Source organism: Streptomyces sp. NPDC005791, assembly GCF_042871485.1.
Lineage (GTDB): Bacteria > Actinomycetota > Actinomycetes > Streptomycetales > Streptomycetaceae > Streptomyces.
Genome location: NZ_JBIAIP010000006.1, coordinates 322,974 through 345,313, shown reverse-complemented (window position 1 = coordinate 345,313; position 22,340 = coordinate 322,974). Strand labels below are relative to the sequence as shown.

Annotated in this window: 2 protein-coding genes; both read right to left on the bottom strand. The window is 73.9% G+C overall.

All coding sequences use genetic code 11. The features are described 5' to 3' along the window. Positions 1-27: 27 nt before the first annotated feature. Positions 28-7,602 (bottom strand): amino acid adenylation domain-containing protein, encoded by a 7,575-nt coding sequence (locus ACFYSH_RS14925; protein ID WP_388752705.1) that lies wholly within the window; start codon positions 7,600-7,602, stop codon positions 28-30. Continuing rightward, on the bottom strand, positions 7,599-22,115 hold the full coding sequence (locus ACFYSH_RS14920; RefSeq protein ID WP_388752703.1) for an amino acid adenylation domain-containing protein: 14,517 nt from the start codon (positions 22,113-22,115) through the stop codon (positions 7,599-7,601). The genes ACFYSH_RS14925 and ACFYSH_RS14920 overlap by 4 nt, the downstream gene beginning before the upstream one ends. Positions 22,116-22,340: the final 225 nt, after the last annotated feature.

Genomic DNA, 22,340 nt, shown 5'->3' with positions numbered 1-22,340 from the left:
CCGGGCGGCAGACGTCCGCGCCCGTCGCTACACCGTGGCCCGCGCCCCCCGGGGAGTGGGCAGGAAGCCCGTTTCCTGGAAGTAGGCCAGGTAGCGGGCGAGGGTGTCGTCGGTCAGGGACGGCAGGTGTACTCCCAGGGCCGCCACGGCCTCGGCCGTCCGGCTGGAGTCGAAGGCGCGGTGGTCCGTCGCCTCGTGCCGGGTCTGCCCCCCGTCACCGAGGAACAGTTGCGCCGCGTTGTCGTGCTGCGCCGCGACGAGGGCCTGCCAGTGCGGCGCGGGGACGGTGTGCAGCTCGTGGCCCAGCCGGGCGGCCACTTCGAAGACACGATCCAGCCCTGGCGCGTCCGGGTTGGTGAGGTGGTACGTCTCGTCACCGCTCCGGCCGGAGGCACAGAGCGCCACCACCGCGCCGCTGACGTAGTCCACGGGCACCCAGTCGGTCGACCCGTGCGCCAGGTCCGGCACCGCGCCCGCCTGAAGGCACCCCTTGATGAGCTGCCACAGCAGATCGCGGTCCTGGCATGCGCCGGTGGTGGTGTCACCGCTGATGCGGCCGGGCCGGTGGACGGTCACGGGCAGGCCGCGTTCGCGGGCCAGACCGACGAGTTGCTCGGCGACCCACTTGCTCTGCGCGTACCCGTCGGGGAGATCGGAGGCGGGCCCCGTCGGGGACGACTCCGTGACGGTGGCGGCACCGGAGCCGGACACCGGGGCGTAGACGCTCGTGGTCGAGACGTAATGCATCCCGGGTGAGCCGGAGTCGGCGAGCAGGCGCAGCAGCTCCTCGGTTCCGGTCACGTTGGAGGCGCGCAGATCACCGTACGCCGCTGCGAAGTTGACGCGTGCGCCGTTGTGGACGACGGGGCCGAGACGGCGCACCAGGGCGGCCCGGTGCCCGGGGGACAGACCGAGGCCGGGTGCGGCGAGGTCCCCGGGGACAGCGCGGATCAGGTCCGCGTACCGGGGACGCCACAGGCCGTAGCGCTCCAGGTTGGCCCGCAGCCGGTGTCGGCCGTGCCGCTCGTCCTCGGCCCGTACCAGGCAGTCGACCGGGCCACCGGTGGTTTCCATGAGGTCGCGCAGGAGGAAGGCGCCGAGGAAGCCGGAGGCGCCGGTCAGGAGGGGCCGGGCTGAAGGACAAGAGGTCTTGCGGGCGGGGGCGGGCACCGGAGCGGCTCCGGTCCGGCCCGCGCCCGTGATGTCGGCCGCGAGGCGGACCTCGGCGGCGAGGTCCGGTGTGAGGGCGCGCTCTCGGCTCTCCTCCCCCGCCCCGGCGTCCAGGAGCCGGGCGACGCCCTCGACGGTGGGCGCGGCGAACAGGGCGCGCAGGGAGGGGCGCCGGCCGCAGCGTTCCCCGATCCGCTGGGCCAGCGTCACGGCGAGCAGCGAGTGACCGCCGAGAACGAAGAAGTCGTCCGTGACGCCGACCTCGGGTACGCCGAGCGTCTGCGCGAATATCTCGCACAGGACACGTTCGCGAGCGGTGCCCGGGGCCCGGCCGCCGGCCGGTACGGCCTGCTCGGGTGCGGGCAGCGCCCGCCGGTCGGTCTTGCCGTTGGGGGTGACGGGAAGGACGTCGAGCCGTACGTGGGCGGAGGGGGCCATGTGGGCGGGCAGGGTTGCGGCGAGGTGTGCGCGCACCTCGCCCTCGTCGGGGCCCGCCGTACCGTCCGCGGGCACGGTGTAAGCGACCAGACGCCGGTCGCCAGGCCGGTCCTCCCGGACGACGGCGCAGGCCGCGGCGACGCCGGGCAGGGCGGTGAGCGCGGCCTCGATCTCCCCCAACTCGATGCGGAAGCCGCGGAGTTTGACCTGGTCGTCGACCCTGGCGACGTAGACGAGCTCCCCGTCGGCCGTCCAGCGCACCAGGTCACCGGTGCGGTACATACGGCCACCCGACCGGTCGAAGGGGTCGGCCACGAAGCGGGTCGCGGTCAGGGCGGCCCGGCCGTGGTACCCGCGGGCCACCCCCTCTCCGGAGACGTACAGTTCGCCGACGACGCCGGGCGCCACGGGGGCCAGTCGGCCGTCCAGGACGTGGACGCGGGTGCCGTTGACGGGGACGCCGATGGGCACGGTGCGGCCGGGGGCGAGTGGACCGTCCGCGTGCTGGAAGGTGCTCATGGTCGCGCAGACGGTGGTCTCGGTCGGGCCGTAGGCGTTGACGAGGAACCGGTCCCGCGCCCAGGCGTGGACCAGGGCGGGCGGGCAGGCCTCGCCGGCGAGGACCATCGTGGTCCCCGCGGGCACCGAGCCGGGCGGCATCACCGCGAGGGCGGCGGGCGGCAGGGTGAGATGGGTGATGCCCCGCTCACGGACCAGGGCCGCGAGGGTGGGGCCGGGCAGCAGGGCGTCGCGTTCGTCGATCTCCAGGCATGCCCCGGAGAGCAGTCCCATGCACAGCTCCCAGAAGGCGGCGTCGAAGCTGACGGACGCCATGTGCAGCACCCGGCTGCCCGGGCCCACGCGCAGCCGGGTGCTCTGCGTCCTGGCCATGGCGCCGGCGCCCCGGTGGGTGACCACGACGCCCTTGGGGCGGCCGGTGGAGCCGGAGGTGTAGATGACGTAGGCCGGGTGCGCCGGGAGCAGGGCCCGGGCGGCGCCGCTGGGAGCCGCCGCCGGGCTCTCCGTGAGGTCGCCCGCGTACAGGTGCGGCACCTGCGAGTCGGGAAGCCCGCGGTGGATGGCGGGCGTGGTGAGGAGCAGGCGCGGCCTGGCGTCGTCGAGCATGTACGACAGGCGCTGGGCCGGATAGTCCGGGTCGAGCGGCACGTACGCCGCCCCCGCCTTGAGGACTCCGAGGAGGGCCACGACGAGGTCGTGGGTGCGGGGAAGGGCGACGGCGATCCGGTCCTCGGGGCCGATGCCCCGCGCCGCGAGGTGACGGGCGAGGGTCTCCGCGCGGGCGTCGAGCTCGGCGTAGGTGAGGGTGGTTCCGGCGTCGCGGACCGCAGGGGCGTCCGGGGCGAGCCGGACCCGCTGTCCGAAGAGCGTGGGAACCGTCGACTCCGGCACGTTCTCGTCGGGCCCGGCCCCCCAGGCGGCGATACGGGCGTGCTCGGCGGGGGTGAGCACGTCGTAGGTGCTGAGCGGGCGGTCGGGGTCGGCGGTCACGGAGGCGATCAGCAGGACGAGCCGTTCGGCGAGGTCGCGGACCGTCGCCGCGTCGAAGAGCTCCGTCGCGTAGTCGACAGCGGCCCGCATACCGCTGGGCCTGCCGTCGGCGTCGTAGGTCTCGGTGAAGGTGAACGACAGGTCGAACTTGCTGACTCCGGGATCGACGGGCAATCCGACGGCTGTGAGGCCCGGCAGGTCCAGGGGCGCGGCGGCGGTGTGGTTCTGGAGGATGAGCATCGTCTGGAAGAGCGGGTGGTGGTTCTGCGAGCGTGCGGGGTTGAGCAGTTCCACCAGGCGCTCGAAGGGCACGTCCTGGTGCGCGTAGGCGGAGAGGTCGAACTGCTTCACGCGGTCGAGCAGTTCGCGGAAAGTGGGGTCACCTGTCAGGTCCGTGCGCAGCACGAGCGTGTTGACGAAGAAGCCGACGAGGTCCGAGGCCGCCTCGTCGGTGCGTCCGGCGACGGCTGTGCCCAGCGGGATGTCATCGCCCGCACCGTGCCGGGAGAGGACGGTCGCCAGGGCGGCCTGGAGCACCATGAAGACACTGCATCCGCAGGCGCGGGCGAGGTCCGCCACCGCCCGCGCGGTCGTGGGACCGAGGGCGAAGCCGTGGGTGGCGCCGGTGTGCCGGGGTGCGGCGGGACGCGGCCGGTCCCGGGGGAGTTCGACCATCTCCGGCAGCCCGTCCAAAGCGCTTTTCCAGTGGGCCAGCTGTCGAGAGACGAGGCTTTCGGGGTCGTGTCCGTCGCCGAGCAGGCGACGCTGCCAGAGGGTGTGGTCGGCGTAGTCGACGGGGAGTTCCGTCCAGGCCGGCGCCTGGCCCTGCGTCCGGGCACGGTAGGCGACGCCGAGGTCGCGGGTGAGGGGCGCCAGGGACGAGCCGTCGGCCGCGATGTGGTGGACCACGAGGACCAGCACGTGGGCGTCGTCGGCGAGGCGCAGCAGGGTCGCCCGGAGAGGGAGACGGCTCTCGATGTCGATCGGTGCGGTCGCGGCGGCTCCGATCCGGTCGGGGAGCCTTTCCTCGTCGGTCACCTCGACGGTGAACGGGAGGCGGACGTCGTCCGGGGCGGTGATGTGCTGGCACGGCCGGCTGTCGTACTCGGGAAAGACGGTACGCAGCGCGGCGTGCCGGGTGGTGACGTCGCGGAGGGCCTGGTACAGGGCTTCCGTGTCGAGCGCTCCGTCGAGGCGCACGGCGAAGGGGATGTTGTAGGTGGCGGAGGGGCCTTCGAGGCGGTGGAGGAACCACAGGCGCTGCTGTGCGTAGGACAGCGGGAGCACGGCGGGGCGTTCCTGCGGTACGAGGGCGGGACGGGCGGAGCGGCCGGCGTCCCGCAGAGCGCCGGCGAGCGTGGCGACGGTGGGGTTCTCGAAGAGGGTGCGGATCTCGGTCTCCGTGCCCAGGGCGGTGCGGACGCGGCCGACGAGGCGGGTGGCCAGCAAGGAGTGGCCGCCCAGGGCGAAGAAACTGTCGTCGAGGCCTACGCGGGCCACACCCAGCACGTCGGCGAACAGCCCGGCGAGGATCTCCTCGTGGGCGCTGCGCGGCTGACCGCCCACCGCGCCGGCCCGGGAGGCGGGCACGGGCAGCGCCGACCGGTCGAGCTTGCCGTTGGGAGTCAGCGGCAGGGCGTCGAGCGGCTGGATGGCGGCCGGCACCATGTAGGCGGGCAGTTGCCGTCCGACGTGCGCCGCGAGCAGGTCCGGGTCCGGGGTGCGTCCGGCGGCGGGGACGACGTAGGCGGTCAGGGTGCGGTCGCCGGGCACGTCCTCGCGGACCAGGACGCACGCGGCACGCACGGCCGGGTCGGTGCGCAGGACCGCTTCGATCTCGGCGGGCTCGATGCGGTGGCCGCGGAGCTTTATCTGCTGGTCGGCTCGGGCCACGTAGTGCAGGGTGCCGTCGGCGCTCCGGCGCACGAGGTCACCGGTGCGGTACATCCGCTCCCCCGTGCCGGCGAACGGGTCGGCGACGAACCGGGTGGCGGTGAGGCCGGGACGCCCCAGGTAGCCCCGCGCGACACCGGCGCCCGCCACATACAGTTCGCCCTCCGCGCCGGGCGGCACGGGCGCCATCGCCGCGTCGAGGACGTAGGCGCGCATGCCGTCGAGCGGCCGGCCGATGGGGGGCACACCGCCGGGGGCGTCGCCGGGGCGGACGCGGTGGAGGGTGGCGAAGGTGGTGGTCTCGGTGGGTCCGTAGACGTTCAGGAAGGCGGTGCCGGGGTGCGCGGCGGCGAGGCTCTGGAGGACTCCAGGGGCCGCGTTCTCGCCTCCGGAGGCGGCCAGACGCAGCATGCCGAGGGCGTCGGGGCCGGTCTCCGCGATGACGTTGAACAAGGCCGTCGTCAGGAACGCCGCCGTCACACCGTCCCGGCTGACGAGGTCTCGGAGCACCGCGGGCTGGAGGGTGCCCTCGGGGGCCACGACGACGCGGCCCCCGTTGAGGAGCGGCGCCCAGATCTCGAAGGTGGAGGCGTCGAAGACGTACGCCGAGTGCATGAGGACCGCGTCGGCCGCGCCGTCGCCCCACGTCCGGTCGGACGCGAGGGCGGTGATGTCGGCGTGGGTGATGCCGACGCCCTTGGGCAGGCCGGTGGAACCGGAGGTGAACATCACGTAGGCGAGCCGGGCGCCGCCGGTGACGGCGGGAAGGGCCCCCGGAGCGGCTGGTGCGCCCTGCCGGACCCGGCCCGCGGCGTCGACGGTCACGACGTGTACGTCGGGGCCCAGTCGGCGTACCCAGGGGTGCGTGGGGGCTGCCTCGTCGACGACCACGGCGCGCAGGGCCGACACCTCGGCGACGCGGGTGAGCCGTTCGGCGGGCCAGCGCGGGTCGAGCGGCACGTATGCGGCGCCCGCGCGCAGGGTCGCCAGGGAGGCGGTCACCAGGGCCCTGGAGCGGCCCACGAGGATACCGACGCGGGCCTCCACCCCGACGCCGAGACCTGTCAGAGCCGCACCCAACGCCTCGGACACCGCGTCGAGCTGCCGGTAAGTCAGGTGGTCACCGGCCTCGGACACGGCGACCGCGTCCGGGTGCAGGGCAGCGCGCCGGGCGAGCGCGGACGGGATGCTCTCGTCCGGGTTGCCGCCACGGAGCTCGGCGCCGCGTCCTTGGGAGAGCAGCGTCTCGCGCTCCCCGTCCAGCAGCACCGGGAGCGCGTCGGCGCGACGGTCGAGCCCTTCGGCCATCGCGGTCAGCAGGCGCCGCATGCGGGCCACCGTACGGGCCACCTCCTCGCGTTCGAGGACGGCCGTCCGGTAGCCGAAGGTGATCTTCAGTGCGTCGCCCGGGGCGATGGTGAGGGTGAGCGGGTAGTGGGCCGCGTCCGAGCCGCTGAACCCGGTCACGGCGAGGCCGGGCAGTCCCTGCTGCGCGGTGCCGAGGGCTTCGGCGTCCATGGGGTAGTTCTCGAACACGGCCAGGGTGTCGAAGAGTTCGTCCAGGCCAGTGACGCCGCGTATCTCGGTCAGGCCCACGTACTGGTGGCCGAGCAGACCGGCCTGTTCCGCCTGGAGCCGGGTCAGGAGCGCGGCCAGGGTCTCGCCCGGAGCCGGGCGGAGCCGTACCGGCACGGTGTTGATGAACAGGCCGACCATCGACTCGATGCCCGGAATCTCCGGCGGGCGGCCGGAGACCGTGGTGCCGAACACGACGTCGGGGCGCCCGGTGAGGTGCCCGAGCAGCAGGCCCCAGGCCCCCTGGACCAGGGTGTTGAGGGTGAGCCGGTGGGCGCGGGCCGTATCGCGCAGCCGGTGTGTCGTGGCCGTGTCCAGCTCGAGGACGAGGGCCTCGGGCAGGTCGCCGACGCCCGGGGCGCCCGCCCCGCCGCGCCCGGCGAGCAGGGTCGGAGCCTCGATTCCGGTGAGGGCGGCGCGCCAGGCCTCGAGTGCGGCGGCGCGGTCCTGCTGTGCCAGCCAGGCGAGGTAGGTGCGGTAGGGGACGACGCGCGGCAGTGCGCTGTCGTCGCCCCGGTGTGCGTACAGCTCGAAGAGCTCCCGTACGAGCAGGGGCATCGACCATCCGTCGAGCAGGATGTGATGGCTCGTCATGACGAGCCGATGCTGCTGCGGGGCGGTGCGCACGAGGGTGAACCGCATCAGCGGCGGAGTCGTGAGGTCGAAGCGGCGGGTGCGGTCCGCGGCGAGGAACGCGTCGAGGCGCTCCTGGGCCGTGCTCGTGCCGGACGCTCCGGTCAGGTCCAGCTCCTCGAGCGGTACAGGCACCTCGGCGGCGACGGCCTGCACGGGCTCGTCCAGGTCCTCGTGGAGGAAACCGACCCGCAGGTTGGCGTGCCGCCGCAGCAGACCGCCGACGGCGGCATGCAGGGCCGGGACGCTCACGGGGCCTTCGAGGTCGAAGACGAACTGCGCGGTGTAGACGTCCACGGCGCGGGAGTCGTACAGCGCGTGGAAGAGCATGCCTGCCTGCAACGGCGTCAGCGGCAGTACGTCTTCCAGTCGGAAGCCGGTCACTTGCGTCCACCCCACTTGTTCTGCAGTCGGTCGAGCTGGGCCTGGTCGAGAGCGACCAGCGGAAGGTCGGACGGCGTCCAGCCGCCCGCGTCGGGTCGTTCGGCGTGTTCCGCGACGGCGCGCAGGGCGCGGCTGAAGGCGTCGGCCAGGGACTCCATGTCCTCCTCCTTGAGGAGGTCGCTGGGCCAGGTCCAGCGGGTCACCAGACGCGGACCGTCCGGCAGGTCCTCGACGTGCGCGTTGATGTCGAGGACATGGTGGACGGGCATGTCGGGATCCTGGCTGCGGGGTCCTCCGCCGTCGAGCAGCACGTCCCAGTCGGCGCCGTCCCGCCCGTCCGCCGGCTCGGACGGGGCGGCGTACCGGCCGAGGTAGTTGAAACCGATCTGGGGGTGGGGCGCGGAGGCCAGCAGCGGACGGGTGGCCGGGTTGAGGTGGCGCAGCATTCCGTAGCCCACACCGTGGTCGGGGATGGTCCGCAGCTGTTCCTTGACCCGCTTGAGTGCGCGTTCGACCAGAGCGGCGTCGAAGCGTCCGGGGTAGCGGGCGTCGACGGGTCCGGGGTCGAGCCGGACCGGGTAGAGGCTGGTGAACCAGCCGACCGTACGGGAAAGGTCGAGGTGGTCGGCGATCTGCTCGCGGCCGTGGCCCTCCAGGTCGAGGAGGACGGCGGTGCCGCCCGGCCGGGGTCCGCCGGGTGCGGCCCGTTCGGCGCGCCAGGAGCAGACGGCCAGGGCGAGGCCCGTGAGCAGGACGTCGTCCACCCCGGCGTGGAAAGCGGCGGGAACGGTGGTGAGCAGGGGCTTCGTCCACGCGACGGGCAGGTGGGTGACCAGGGTGCGCGTCCGGTCGGCCGTGTCCAGGTCGGGGTCGAGCGGCCGGTACCCCAGCTGCGGATCGGGGGTCGTCGACGTCTCCTGCCAGAGGGCGAGTTCCGCCTCGCGCCGGGGCTCCTGCGCCTGGGAGGAGAGGAGCTGCGACCAGTGCCGGTAGGACGTGGTGGCCGGGGGCAGTGCCGCCGGTCTTCCGTCGGCGGCCGGGGCCCCGGTGGCGGCCTGCCAGGCGATGGCCACGTCGGCGGCGAGGATGCGCCAGGAGACCGCGTCGACGGCCAAATGGTGCACGACGAGAAGCAGGTGCCCGCGCCTGCCCGGCCCGGCGTCGCACCAGACGGCCTCGACCACCTCGCCGTGCGCGGGCCGCAGCCGTCTGCGCGCCGGTTCGCCCGCCTCGGTGACGACGGCGCGGACGGCGTCGGCGTCCAGACCCTCGACGTCGACGCGGGTGAGGCGGTGCCGGGCAGGCACGGACCCGGGCGGCAGGGCTTCGAGGACGGGCGCGCCGTCGGCGGAGCGCGTGGTCCGCAGACGGAGCATGTCGTGGTGGTCGATGAGGAGTTGCAGGGTGGCTACGAGAGTGTCCTCGTCGGCCCCGGCGGGTGTGCGCAGCACCCCTGACTGGTTGTAGCCGTCCGTGGTGCCGGGCCGCTCCAGGAACCAGGCGGCGATGGGCGTCGGCGGCATCTCGCCGGTGCCCTGCCCGTCCGGCGCGGCGGTGTCCTCGCCGAGCGCGGTGGCGACGGCCGCGATGGCCTCCGGTGTGCGGTGGGCGAAGACATCGCGCGGGGTGACTCCGAGGCCGGCCGCGCGGACTCGGCTGACGAGCTGGATGGAGAGGATGCTGTCGCCGCCGAGCGCGAAGAAGTCGTCGTCGGTCCTGACGGCGGGCGCGCGCAGGACGGAGGCGAACACCTCGCACAGCACGCGTTCCTGTGCGGTGCGCGGCTCTCCCCCCGGCCGGGTGGCGGCGGGGCGCTCCGGGACGGGCAGGGCACGCCGGTCGGTCTTGCCGTTGGGCAGCAGCGGCAGCGCGTCGAGGGGCACGAAGACGGCGGGCACCATGTAGGGCGGCAGGACGGGTATCAGCCGGGCGCGCAGCTCACCGTCCGTGAGGGCCACCGCGCCGCCCCGCGCGTCGGAGACGGTGTAGGCGACCAGCCGCCGCTCGCCCGGCCGGTCCTCGCGGACGAGGACGCATGCGGCGGCGATGCCGTGGAGCGCGGTGAGCGCGGCCTCGATCTCGCCCGGCTCGATGCGGAAGCCGTGCAGCTTGACCTGGTCGTCGGCCCGTGCGACGTAGCTGAGCAGGCCGTCGGCGTCCCGTCGGACGAGGTCGCCCGTGCGGTACATGCGGCTGCCGGGGGGTCCGTACGGGTCGGCGACGAACCGTGCGGCGGTCAGACCCGGGCGGCCCAGGTAGCCGCGCGCGAGGCCGTCGCCCGCGACGTGGAGCTCGCCGGTGACGCCGGGCGGCACCGGCCGGAGACCGGCGTCCAGGACGTATGCACGGGTGTTGTCGACGGGGCGGCCGAGCGGTACGTTCCCCTCCCCCGTGGGGGCGTCCGTGTCCCCGCCCCTGTGGTGGTGGGCGGTGGCGTCGATGGCCGTCTCGGTGGGCCCGTAGAGGTTGTGCACCTCGACCCGCCAGGCCCGCCCGAGGCGCTCCGCCAGGTGTCGGGGCAGGGGTTCACCGCCGCACAGGACGGCCCGCAGCGTCGCGGGCGCCTCGTCGGGCGTCGTCTCGGTGAGGACGACCGAGAGGTGCGAGGGCACGAACTGGGCGAGGGTGGTGCCCGTTTCGCGCATACGGGCCAGCAGCCCTGCCGGGTCGTGGTTGAGGGCGGGCGGCACGGGGCAGGTGGAGCCGCCGTGCAGGAGCGGCAGCCACGTCTCCCAGACCGAGGCGTCGAAGCTCGGCGAGGTGCGGGCGAGGACACGGTCGTCTTCGGTGAGGCCGAGGTGCCCCGCCATCCACGCCATGTGGTTGGTGAGGGCGGCGTGGGTGACGACGACGCCCTTGGGCAGGCCCGTGGAACCCGAGGTGTAGATGACGTACGCCGCGTCGCGCGGGTCCGGGGCGGCGGCCTGCGGGACCGTGCCCCCGGTGGACCAGGCGGCACGGTCGTCGAGGGCGAGGCAGGGGACGGACGCGCCGTACCGCGCGGCACGTGCGGTGCCGTGGGTGAGGAGGAGTGCCGGACGGGCGTCGTCGAGCATGTGGGCTATGCGCGCCTGGGGGTACTCCAGGTCGACCGGCAGGTACGCCGCCCCGGCCTTGGCCACCGCCAGCATCGCGACGACCTGGTCGGCGGTGCCCTCCAAGGCGAGGGCGACGAGGTCGCCGCGGCCGATGCCCCGGCTGTGCAGGTGGTGGGCCAGGTCGTCCGACAGCGCGTCCAGTTCGCCGAAGGTAAGGCGGTTCGTGCCGTCCAGCACGGCGACGGCCGCAGGGTTCCAGGCGCACCGGGCACGGAAGCCCTCGGGGGCCGTGCCCGCCGGCCCTGGCCGTACCGGGCCGTGCGCGGCGCTCTCGAGACTCCGCCGCTCGGACGCGTCCAGGACGTCGGCGGCGTGGACGCGTCCCCCGGGGTCGGCGGCGAGCGAGGCGAGCAGCCGGGTCAGTCGGCCGGCCAGGGCGTGCGCTGTGGAGTGGGCGAAGAGTTCGGTGGAGAACTCGAGAACGCCGTCGAGTCCGGCGGGCCCGCCTGCGCCGTCACGTGTCTCGGTGAAGGTGAAGGTCAGGTCGAACTTGCTGATGCCGGTGCGCACGGGCTGTGGCGTCACCGTGAGACCGGGCAGGTCGACCACCGCGTCCGCCTGGTTCTGCAGGACGAGCATGGTCTGGAACAGCGGGTGGTGGTTCTGGGCCCGGACCGGGCTGAGGGTGTCCACCAGCCTCTCGAAGGGAACGTCCTGGTGGGCGTAGGCCGCGAGGTCGAACTCCCGGACGCGGTCGAGTACGTCGCTGAAGGTGGGATCGCCGCTCAGGTCGGTGCGCAGCACGAGGGTGTTGACGAAGAAGCCCACCAGATCGTCGAGGGCTTCGTCGGTGCGTCCGGCGACGGCGGTGCCGAGCGGGATGTCCTCGCCGGCGCCGTGCCGGGAGAGGAGTACCGACAGGGCCGCCTGGAGCACCATGAAGAGGCTGCACCCGCGGGCCCGGGCGAGATCCGCCAGTGCCCGGTGGGTCTCCGCGCCGACGGGGAAGGCGAACGCGTCGCCGCTGTGTGCGGTGACGGTGGGACGGGGACGGTCGTACGGCAGGTCTAGCAGGTCGGGGGCGCCGGCGAGGGCGGTGCGCCAGAACTCCAGCTGGCGGGCGGCCTGGCCGTCCGGGGCGTCCTCGTCGCCGAGCAGCGCGCGCTGCCACAGGGTGTAGTCGGCGTACTGGACGCCGAGCTCCGTCCACGGGGGCTCCACGCCCTCGGTACGCGCCCGGTACGCCTCGCCCAGATCGCGGGCGAGCGGGGCGAGGGACCAGCCGTCGCCCGCGATGTGGTGGACGACCAGCACGAGGACGTGGTCGTCGTCGCCGAGCCTCAGCAGCCGGGCCCGTACCGGAAGTTCGGCACTCACGTCGAAGGCGTGCGACACCTCGGTGCGCAGGACCTCGTCGAGCTGGGCGGGGCCGGTCTCGCGGGGTGTCAGGTCGAGGTCTGCGCCACCGGCGTCGAGGACGACCTGGCGCGCCACGCCGTCGGTGTCGGGAAAGACGGTCCGCAGGCTCTCGTGGCGTCCGACGACGTCCGCGAGGGCGCTCTCCAGGGCGTCCGCGTCGAGCGGGCCTTCCAGACGCAGCACGAGGGGGACGTTGTAGGTGGCACTCGGTCCCTCGAACCGGTTGAGGAACCACAGCCGCTGCTGCGCGAAGGACAGCGGCAGCGGATCGGGGCGGCCCGGGGCGCGCTCCAGGGGTCTTCTGGCCTCCTCGGCGCCGTCCAGCGCTGCGGCGAGCGCGGCGGGCGTGGGGTGCTCGAAGAGGGCCTTGACCTGGACCTCGACGCCGAGGGCGGTGCGGATGCGTGCGACGAGGCGGGTGGCGAGCAGGGAGTGGCCGCCCAGGGAGAAGAAGTTGTCGTCGGCTCCCGCCGCGGCCAGGCCGAGCACATCGGCGAACAGCCCGCAGAGTATCTCCTCGGGGACGGTGCGGGCGGCGCGCCCGCGGACCGGGGCCTGGTGCTCGGGTGCGGGCAGCGCACGCCGGTCCACCTTGCCGTTGAGGGTCAGCGGCAGCACATCGAGCAGGACGAACGCGGAGGGGACCATGTAGGCGGGCAGGGACCGGCCGACCACCCGGGCGAGGTCGCCGGGGTCGGGGCGCGCGGCGCCGGCGGGGACCACGTACGCGACCAGCCGCCGGTCGCCGGGAGTGTCCTCGCGGATGACGGCGAAGGAGTCGGAGACGCCTTCGCCGCACGCGAGCACGCCCTCGATCTCGCCGAGTTCGATGCGGTGGCCGCGCAGTTTGACCTGCCCGTCGGCGCGGTGGACGTAGGCGATCCTGCCGTCGTGGGTCCACCGGACCAGGTCGCCGGTGCGGTACATGCGGCCGCCCGGCGGACCGAACGGGTCGGCCACGAAGCGCGCGGCGGTCAGCCCCGGGAACCCGGTGTATCCGCGTGCCACCCCGCTTCCGGCGAGGTACAGCTCCCCCACGACTCCCGGCGGGACCGGGCCCAGGGAGCCGTCGAGTACGTAACTGCGCATGCCGTCCAGGGCGCGCCCGATGGGCGGAGGGCCGGAGGCCAGGCCGGCCGTGACGTCGTAGCGGGTGGCGAAGGTGGTGGTCTCCGTGGGCCCGTACACATGGAGGACACGCACGCCGGGCGCTGCGCCCGCGACCCGCTGCATCGCGTCCGGAGAGGCCAGCTCCCCGCCCGCACAGACGAGTCGGAGGCCGGAGAAGGCGCCCGGGCCGGTCTCGGCCATCACGTTGAACAGGGCCGTCGTCAGAAAGACGGCGGTGACGCCGTTGTCGTGCACGGCATCGTCGAGGACACGGGCCTCCAGGACGCCTCCCGGTGCGACGACGACCCGGCCGCCGCGCAGGAGCGGGGCCCAGATCTCGAACGTGGAGGCGTCGAAGACGTATGCCGAGTGCAGCAGGACCGCGTCGGCGGCGCCGTCGTCCCAGGCGGAGTCCGCCGCGAGGGCGGCCACGTCGGCGTGCGTGACTCCGACGCCCTTGGGCAGGCCGGTCGAGCCGGAGGTGAACATCACGTAGGCGAGGGTGCCGGGGCCCGGCACGGCGGCCGGGCGGCCTGGGCGCTCGGGCGCACCCCGCAGGATCCGGCCGAGCCGGTCCACGACCACGACCGGCATCCGGGTGGCCGCCGCGGCCACCCAGGGGGAGGCGTACGCGCTCTCGTCGACGACGAGGACCCGCACGGCCGCCACCCCGGCGACCTGTTCGAGCCGCTCCTCGGGCCAGCGGGCGTCCAGCGGGACGTAGGCACCGGCTGCCCGGACCGCACCGAGCGAGACCGAGACGACGGCAGGCGACCGGGCCAGCAGCACCCCGACCCCTGACTCGGGTCCGACGCCGAGGCCCGCAAGGGCGCGGGCGAGGCCGTCCGAGATTCCGTCCAGTTCGGCGTACGTGAGGGTCCCGTCGTCGCCGGTCACGGCCACGGCGTCCGGGGTGCGGCGTGCGCGGTCACCGAAGAGGGCGGGCAGGGTGGCGTCCGTGGTCCCCGCGGGCAGATCGCGTCCGGTGCCCCAGCGCGTGACACGGACGCGCTCGTCCGGTGTCATCAGGTCGTAGTCCGCCAGGGGCAGACCGGGGTCGGCGGCCGCCTGCTCCAGGAGACGGACCAGGCGGACCGCGAGCGTTTCGACGGTGGTCCGGTCGAAGAGGGCGGTGGCGTACTCGATCCCGGCCGTGAGGCGGCCCTCGCCCTGCTCCTCGGTGAAGGCGAAGGTGAGGTCGAACTTGCTCAGGCCGTTGTGGACGAGCCGGTCCTCGACGGTGAGACCCGGCAGGTCGGGGCGCGCGGTCTCCTGGTTCTGCAGGACCAGCATCGTCTGGAACAGCGGGTGGTGGTTCTGCGCCCTGACGGGGTTGAGGCTCTCCACCAGACGCTCGAAGGGCACATCCTGGTTCATATAGGCGGCCAGGTCGAACTCCCGTACACGCACGAGGAGTTCACGGAAGGTCGGGAGGCCGGACAGGTCGGTGCGCAGGACGAGCGTGTTGACGAAGAACCCGACCAGGTCTTCCAGCGCCTCGTCCGTGCGGCCGGCGACGGGCGAACCGAAGGCGATGTCCTCACCCGCGCCGTGACGGTGCAGCAGGGTGGCCACCGCCGCTTGGAGCACCATGAACAGACTGCTGCCCGACTCGCGGGCCAGTCGCAGGAGTTGTGCGTACACGGACGGCGGCACGTCGAAGGAGTGGACGTCGCCCCTCGGATCGGTGGTGACCGGGCGCGGCCGGTCGAGCGGCAGGTCGGTCAGTCCGGGCAGACCCGCGAGAGCGGTGTGCCAGTGGTCGAGCTGCCGCCTCAGCACGCTCCCCGGTGTGCCGCCGTCGCCCAGGGCGGCGTGCTGCCAGAGGGTGTAGTCGGCGTACTGGTACGGGGTGCCGGCCGTGAGCTCGGGTTCCCGGCCCGCGGTGCGGGCCCGGTAGGCGTCGCCGAGGTGGCGGGCCAGCGGGGCGAGGGACCAGCCGTCGGCCGCGATGTGGTGCAGGACGAGCACCAGGACGTGGTGGCCGGGTGCGGAGCGCAGCAGCCTCGCGCGCAGCGGCACGTCCGCCACGACGTCGAAGGGCTCGCGCACGGCGGCCAGGACGGCCCCTTCCAGATCGGCGGGGGCCAGGACCGTGACCGGCGGGCGGGGTGCGGCCGCGTCGGCGGAGAGGATCAACTGGTGCGGCACGCCGTCCCGTTCGGGGAACAGGGTGCGCATCGCCTCGTGCCGCTCCACGACGTCGTGCAGGGCGTCGAGCAGGGCGTCGGTGTCCAGGGAGCCGTGGAGTTCGAGGACGAGCGGGATGTTGTAGGCGGAGCTGGGGCCTTCCAGCCGGTTGAGGAACCACAGGCGCTGCTGTGCGTAGGACAGCGGCAGGGGGTCGGGACGCTGCGCCGCGGGCACCACCGGCGGGCGGGCCCGGCCCGGCGTGTCGAGGACGCGGGCGAGGCCCGCGACGGTCGGGTGCTCGAAGAGGGTCCGTACGTCGATCTCGGCACCCAGGACGGCGCGCACGCGGCTGATGACGCGCATGGCGAGCAGCGAGTGCCCGCCGAGGTCGAAGAAGCTGTCGTGCGGGCCCACGCGGGGCCGGTGCAGGACATCGGCGAAGATCCCGGCGAGCAGATCCTCCTGGAGGGTGCCGCGCCCCGCCCCGGCGGTGACGCCGGTGTCCGGCTCGGGCTCCGGCAGGGCGCGCCGGTCCACCTTGCCGTTGGGCAGGAGGGGCATGTCCTCCAGTACGACGACGGCGCCGGGCACCATGTAGTGGGGCAGGGTCTCGGCGAGGGCGTCGTGCAAGGTGGCGGGGCGCAGGGCCGGGTCGCCGGTGACGGCGTAGGCGACGAGCCGCCGCCGGCCGGGTGTGTCCTCCCGGATCACGGCACAGGCGGCAGTGACCCCGGGCCGCGCCAGCACCGCGGCCTCGACCTCGCCCAGCTCGATGCGGAAGCCGCGGAGTTTGACCTGGTCGTCGGCGCGGGCCACGTAGTCGAGCAGCCCGAGCCCGTTCCACCGCACGAGGTCGCCCGTCCGGTACATACGGGCGCCGGTCGCCTCGAACGGGTCCGCGACGAACCGTGCGGCGGTCAGTGCCTGCCGGCCCAGGTAGCCGCGGGCGAGGTTGGGGCCCGAGAGGTACAGCTCCCCGGTGACGCCGGGCGGTACGGGCCGCAGCCGGCCGTCGAGGACGTAGGCGCGCATGGTGTCGACGGGGAGGCCGATCGGCACCGTCTCCGACGGCGTGCCGGCGTCGTCCTGTCCGGTGCCCCCCGGGCCGCCGGCGCGGTGCGCGGTGGCGTCGATGGTGGCTTCGGTGGGCCCGTAGAGGTTGTGCACCTCGGCGCGCCACAGCTCTGCCACGTCGTGGGCGAGGGCACGCGGCAGTGGCTCTCCGCCGCACAGGACGGCACGCAGGGCGGGGAGCGGCTCGGCATGCGCCGCCTCGGTGAGGACGAGCGTCAGGTGCGAGGGCACGAACTGGGCGACGGTGACGCCGAACCGGTTCATCCAGGAGAGGAGGGTGCGGGGGTCACGGTTGGCGCCGTCCGGCAGTACGCAGACTTCGGCGCCGTTCGTCAGCGGGAGCCACAACTCCCATACGGAGGCGTCGAAGCTGGTGGAGGTGCGGGCGAGGACCCGGTCCTCCCGGGTGACGTCGAGGTGCCGCGCCATCCAGTCCGTGTGGTTGGCCAGCGCCTCGTGCGTCACGACCACGCCCTTGGGGCGGCCGGTGGAGCCGGAGGTGTAGATGACGTACGCGGGATCCGCGGGGTGGGGTGTGCCGACGCCGGCCACGGCGGTGCCCCCGGGGTGCGCCGCCGGGTCGTCGAGGGCTAGCCACGGTACGTCGCAGGCGGGCAGGTCCGCGTGGGCCGCCGTGGTGGTCAGCAGCAGGACGGGCCGGGCATCGTCGAGCATGTGGCGGATGCGGGCGGGCGGATACCCCGGATCGACGGGCACGTAGGCGGCTCCGGCCCGCAGGACGGCCAGCATGGCGACGATGGTGTCCACGGACGGCGGTGCGGCGAGGGCCACCCGGTCCTCGCGGCCGGCGCCCCGCTCGCGCAGCACGTGGGCGAGGGCGTCGGCACGGGCGTCGAGCTCGGCGTAGGTGAGGCTCGTGTGCGCGTCACGCACGGCGACCACGTGGGGGGTGCGCGCGGCCCACTCCCGGACCGTCTCGGGCACGGTGCGGACGGGTGGCGGACGCTCCGCGCCGCGCCCCTGGCCGAGGAGGCGGTCCCGCTCCTCCGGAGCGAGCGGGTCGAGGTCGCCGACGGTACGGCCGGGTTCGGTCACGGCGAGGGTGAGGACACGGGCGAAGCGGGCGCACAGGGCGCGTGCGGTGGCCTCGTCGAAGAGGTCGGTGGCGTATTCCAGGTAGCCGCCGATGCCGCCCGCGCCGGCGGAGGCGTTCCCGCATGTGCGCCCGGCATCGGTGGGTACCACGGCTTCGGCCGGCTCGGCGGCCTCGATGGCACCGGCGGCTCCGGTGATGTCAGTGACTTCAGCGACCTCGGGGACCTCGGCGAACTCGGTGAGCGAGAACGTCAGATCGAATTTGCTGACCCCGGTGTGCCGGGACCGGTCGTGGACAGTGACACCGGGGAGATCCAGCCCGGCTCGGTCCTGGTTCTGGAGGACCAGCATGGTCTGGAAGAGCGGGTGGTGGTCGCCGGACCGTTCGGGGTTGACGGCCTCCACGATCCGTTCGAAGGGCACGTCGACGTGGCCGAAGGCGGCGAGGTCGAAATCCCTGACCCTCTCCAGCAGCTCGCGAAAGGTCGGGTCGCCCGACAGGTCCGCGCGCAGGACGACGGTGTTGACGAAGAATCCGACCATGTCGTCGAGTGCCTCGTCGGTCCTTCCGGCCACCGCGGTGCCCAGCGGTATGTCGGTGCCGGCGCCGTGGGCGTGCAGCGTCACGGCGAGGGCCGCCTGAAGCACCATGAAGGGGGTGCAGCCCGCGGAGCGGGCGAGCTCGGTGAGCGCGGCGTGCGCGGGGGCGGGCAGCGCGAAGGGGACCGCGTCACCCCGGTGGCCGGCCACGGCCTGTCGGGGCCGGTCGAGAGGCAGGTCGAGCAGGTCGGGGGCGCCGCGCAGCGCCTCCTGCCAGAAGGCGAGCTGACGCGCGGCCAGGCTGTCCGGATCGCCGTCGTCGCCGAGCAGCCGGCGCTGCCAGAGGGCGTAGTCGGCGTACTGCACCCGCAGCGCCGGCCAGTCGGGCGTGCCGGTGCCCGAGCTCCTGGCGCGATAGGCGGCGCCCAGGTCACGGCTCAGCGGGGCGAGGGACCAGCCGTCGGCGACGACGTGGTGGAGGACGAGGAGCAGCACGTGGCGGGCGAGGCCCAGGCGGAGCAGGTGGGCACGGACACCGATGTCGCCAGTGAGGTCGAAGGGCACCGCGGACAGGCGGCGCACCGTGCTCTCGGCCCAGGCGTCGGGGCTCTCCCCGCCGGGGGGCAGCTCGACGGCGAGGGGGAGCAGCGCCTCGGCGGCGGAGGTGCCGAGGACCTCCTGGCGGGCCACACCGTCGTGCTCGGCGAATACCGTCCGCAGGCTCTCGTGCCGGGCCACCACGTCGGCGAGCGCGCCACGCAGGGCTTCGGTGTCGAGGGTGCCTTCGAGTTCGAGCACGAGCGGGATGGCGTAGGTGGCGCTCGGTCCCTCGGCCCGGTCGAGGAACCAGAGGCGCCGCTGCGCGAAGGACAGCGGCACGGCTTCGGGCCGTTGCTGCGGGGCGAGGACCGGCCGGGCCGTCCCGGAGGTGTCGAGGGCCGCCGCGAGGGAGGCGACCGTGGGGTGGTCGAAGAGGGTGCGCATGCTCAGTTCGGCGCCCAGGGCGGCCCGCACGCGGCCGGTGAGGCGGGTGGCAAGCAGGGAGTGGCCGCCCAGGGAGAAGAAGTTGTCGTCGATGCCGACGGCGTCGACGCCCAGGACATCGGCGAACAGGCCGGCCAGGACCTCCTCGTGGGCCGTGCGCGGGGCGCGCCCGGTGGTCGCGGTGGCACGAGGGGCGGGCAGGGCGCGGCGGTCGACCTTGCCGTTCGGGTTCAGGGGCAGCGCGTCGAGGAGGACGAACACGGACGGCACCATGTACGCCGGCAGGGCGCGCCTGACACGGCGGGCCAGGGCGGAGTCGTCCGGCCGGGCTCCGGGTGCCGGCACGGCGTAGGCGACGAGCCGCCGGTCGCCCGGGTTGTCCTCGCGGACCAGGACGCAGGCGCCGCGCACCTCCGGGTCGGTGAGCAGGACGTTCTCGATCTCGGCCGGCTCGATGCGGAACCCGCGGAGTTTGACCTGCCCGTCCGCGCGTCCGACGTACTCGATGTCGCCCCGCGCGGTCCAGCGCACGAGGTCGCCGGTCCTGTACATCCGGCCGCCGTGCGCGTCGTGAGGGTCGGCGACGAACCGGGTGGCGGTCAGCGCCGCGCGGCCCTGGTAGCCACGGGCGACGCCGTGGCCGCCCACGTACAGTTCCCCCACGACGCCGGGCGCGACCAGTGCGAGGGCACCGTCGAGGACGTACAGGCGCATCCCGTCGAGGGCCCGGCCGATGGGCGGCACGCCCGGCACGTCGGCCGCGACCTGGTGGCGGGTGGCGAAGGTCGTGGTCTCCGTGGGGCCGTACACGTGCAGGACGCGCGTGCCGGGGGCGGCGGCGGCCACCTGCTGCATCAGGTCCGGGGTGGCGGCCTCGCCGCCCGCGGCGACGAGGCGCAGCCCGGCGTACGCCGCGGGGTCGGCCTCGGCCACCACGTTGAACAGCGCCGTCGTCAGGAACAGCGCGGTCACTGCGTGCCGGTCCACCACGTCTCTGAGGGCCGGCGCCTCCAGGACGCCCCCGGAAGCGACGACCACACGGCCGCCGTTCAGGAGCGGTACCCATATCTCGAACGTCGAGGCGTCGAACACGTAGGCCGAGTGCATCAGCACCGCTTCACAGGCGCCGTCCTTCCAGGCCGTGTCGGCGGCCAGCGAGAGGACGTCGGCGTGGGTGACACCGACACCCTTGGGCAGGCCGGTGGAGCCGGAGGTGAACATCACGTAGGCGAGCCGGTCGGCGCGGTTCGCTCTCGGCAGGGGTCTCGGCCGTGGCGGAGCGCCGCGTACGACGCCGCCGAGGGCGTCCACGACGAGGACCGGCATGGTGGCGGCCGTCTCCCGCACCCAGGGCCGGGACGCGGCGGCCTCGTCGACCACCAGGGCCCGGATGCCCGCTACTTCGGCCACGCGGCCGAGCCGCTCGGCCGGCCAGGCGGCGTCCATCGGTACGTACGCGGCGCCCGCGCCGACCGTGCCGAGAGTGACGGACACCACGGCCGCAGACCGGCCCAGGAGGACACCGACGCCGTCCTCGGCGCCGATGCCCCAGCCGGCCAGAGCGCCGGAGAGTTCCTCCGCCGCCCTCGCCAGCTCCCGGTAGGAGAGCGTGGCGGCACCGTCCACCACTGCCGGGGCGTCGGGAGTGAGCCGGGCCTGCGCGCCGAACGCCTCCGGCAGGCCCGCCGCCGCCGTCGTGGCCGGCAGGCCGGTGCCACGTCCCTGGGCGAGCAGCACCTCGGCCGCGGTGTCGTCGAGGAACGGAAGGTCGCGCAGAGCCGTGCCCGCGTCCGCGCGGGCGAGGGCGGACAGGAAGGATACGAGCGCCTGCTGGAGCAGCCGCACGTCCTCGGGGTGGTACAACTCCGAATTGGCGTCGAAGCCGATCAACGGCCCCTTGCCCTCAGCCCGTTCCGAGACGAAGAGGGAGACGTCGTCGACCGGTCCGATGGACAGGACGCGGGAGGCGGCGGGGCTCCCGCCGAAGTCGAGGTCGTAGTCGTATCCCATGATGTTGACGACGACGTCGGTCAGGCGCGCCGCACCGTCGCTCATGTTCAGTTCACGGGCGAGCTGCTCGCGGGAGAAGCGCCGGTGGCGCAGGGCGCCACCCATCTCGGCGGCGACGGCACGTACGAGTGCGCCGACCGTCATGTCGGAGGTGACGGTCAGCCGCAGCGGCAGGATGTTGGCGGTCATACCCACGATGTGCCGCAGCCCGCCGTGACGGCCGTTGGAGGCGAGACCAACAGTGATGTCCTGCGCCCCGGTGACCCGGCCGACGTAGGCGGCGACCGCGCTCACGAGGACGGCGGGCCACCTGGTGCGGTGGTCGGCGGCGAGTCCGCGCAGATCGTCGAGGACGGTGACGGGCAGGGTCTCACCGGTGTGCATCCGCACGTCCGCTCCGGCCGCCCCCGGTGCCGGTGTGCCGTGTCGCCGGCGGATGAGCGCGCTGCCGCCGCGCGCCTGCGCGTCGTCTCCGGCATCGGCAGCGGTGTCTGCCAGGTCGGCGAACTTGCCGGTCCAGTAGTCCCGGTCGGTGTCGAAGCGGCCCGAGCTCCGGTAGGACGCCTCGTCGGCAATGAGCTCGTGCAGGGGTGCGGCGGGCAGCTGGGCCGCCGCGAGGTCCTCGCCGCGTACCGCACGCCCGTAGAGGTCGGCCACCAAGCGGCCGAAGACGGCCCCGCCGAGGCCGTCTACGGCGATGTGGTGGAAGCGGACGTACCAGTAGTGCAGCCGGGCACCCAGACGCAGCAGCGCGAAGTGGTGGCGCGGGGCGTCGAGCCGGTCGACGGTGTACATCTCGTCGGCCATGTAGCGCTCGGCCGTGTCGGCGGGATCGCCGGCGCCGGACAGGTCGACGAAGTGGAGCCGGCCCGAGCCGGCCGCGGGGCGGTGGGCGACGCGCTGACGCACCGTCTCCCCCTGGGCGACGAACTCCAGCTGGAGACTGTCGCACAGGGCCACGCCCCGTCCGACCGCTGCGGCGAACAATTTCTCGTCGAGGTCACCGCGGATCTCGAAGCATTCCCCGATGTTGTATTTCGGGCTGTCCGGGTCGACGAGTTGCCCATACCAGACGCCCTGCTGTGCCGTGGTCAGTTCGAGAAGTTCTTCGGGAGCCGTATCCATCGGGAGAGAACGATTTTCCTGCATACCGGTCCACACCTTTGGGGAGAGATTTCGGGGACGGTGAAGAAGGGCCGGGTGAAACCGACCACGCCTGTGCGACGGCCCTCGGAACCGGGACCGCAGCTAGCGGAGAGGTACGTCGCACACCCACGACGCAAGGGGGCCCACACCGGCGGCGGTTGCCGGACGGGGACGCGACGTCTTTGCCCATCAAAGGCAGACGCCAGGAAGTCCTTAATGCCTCATGGA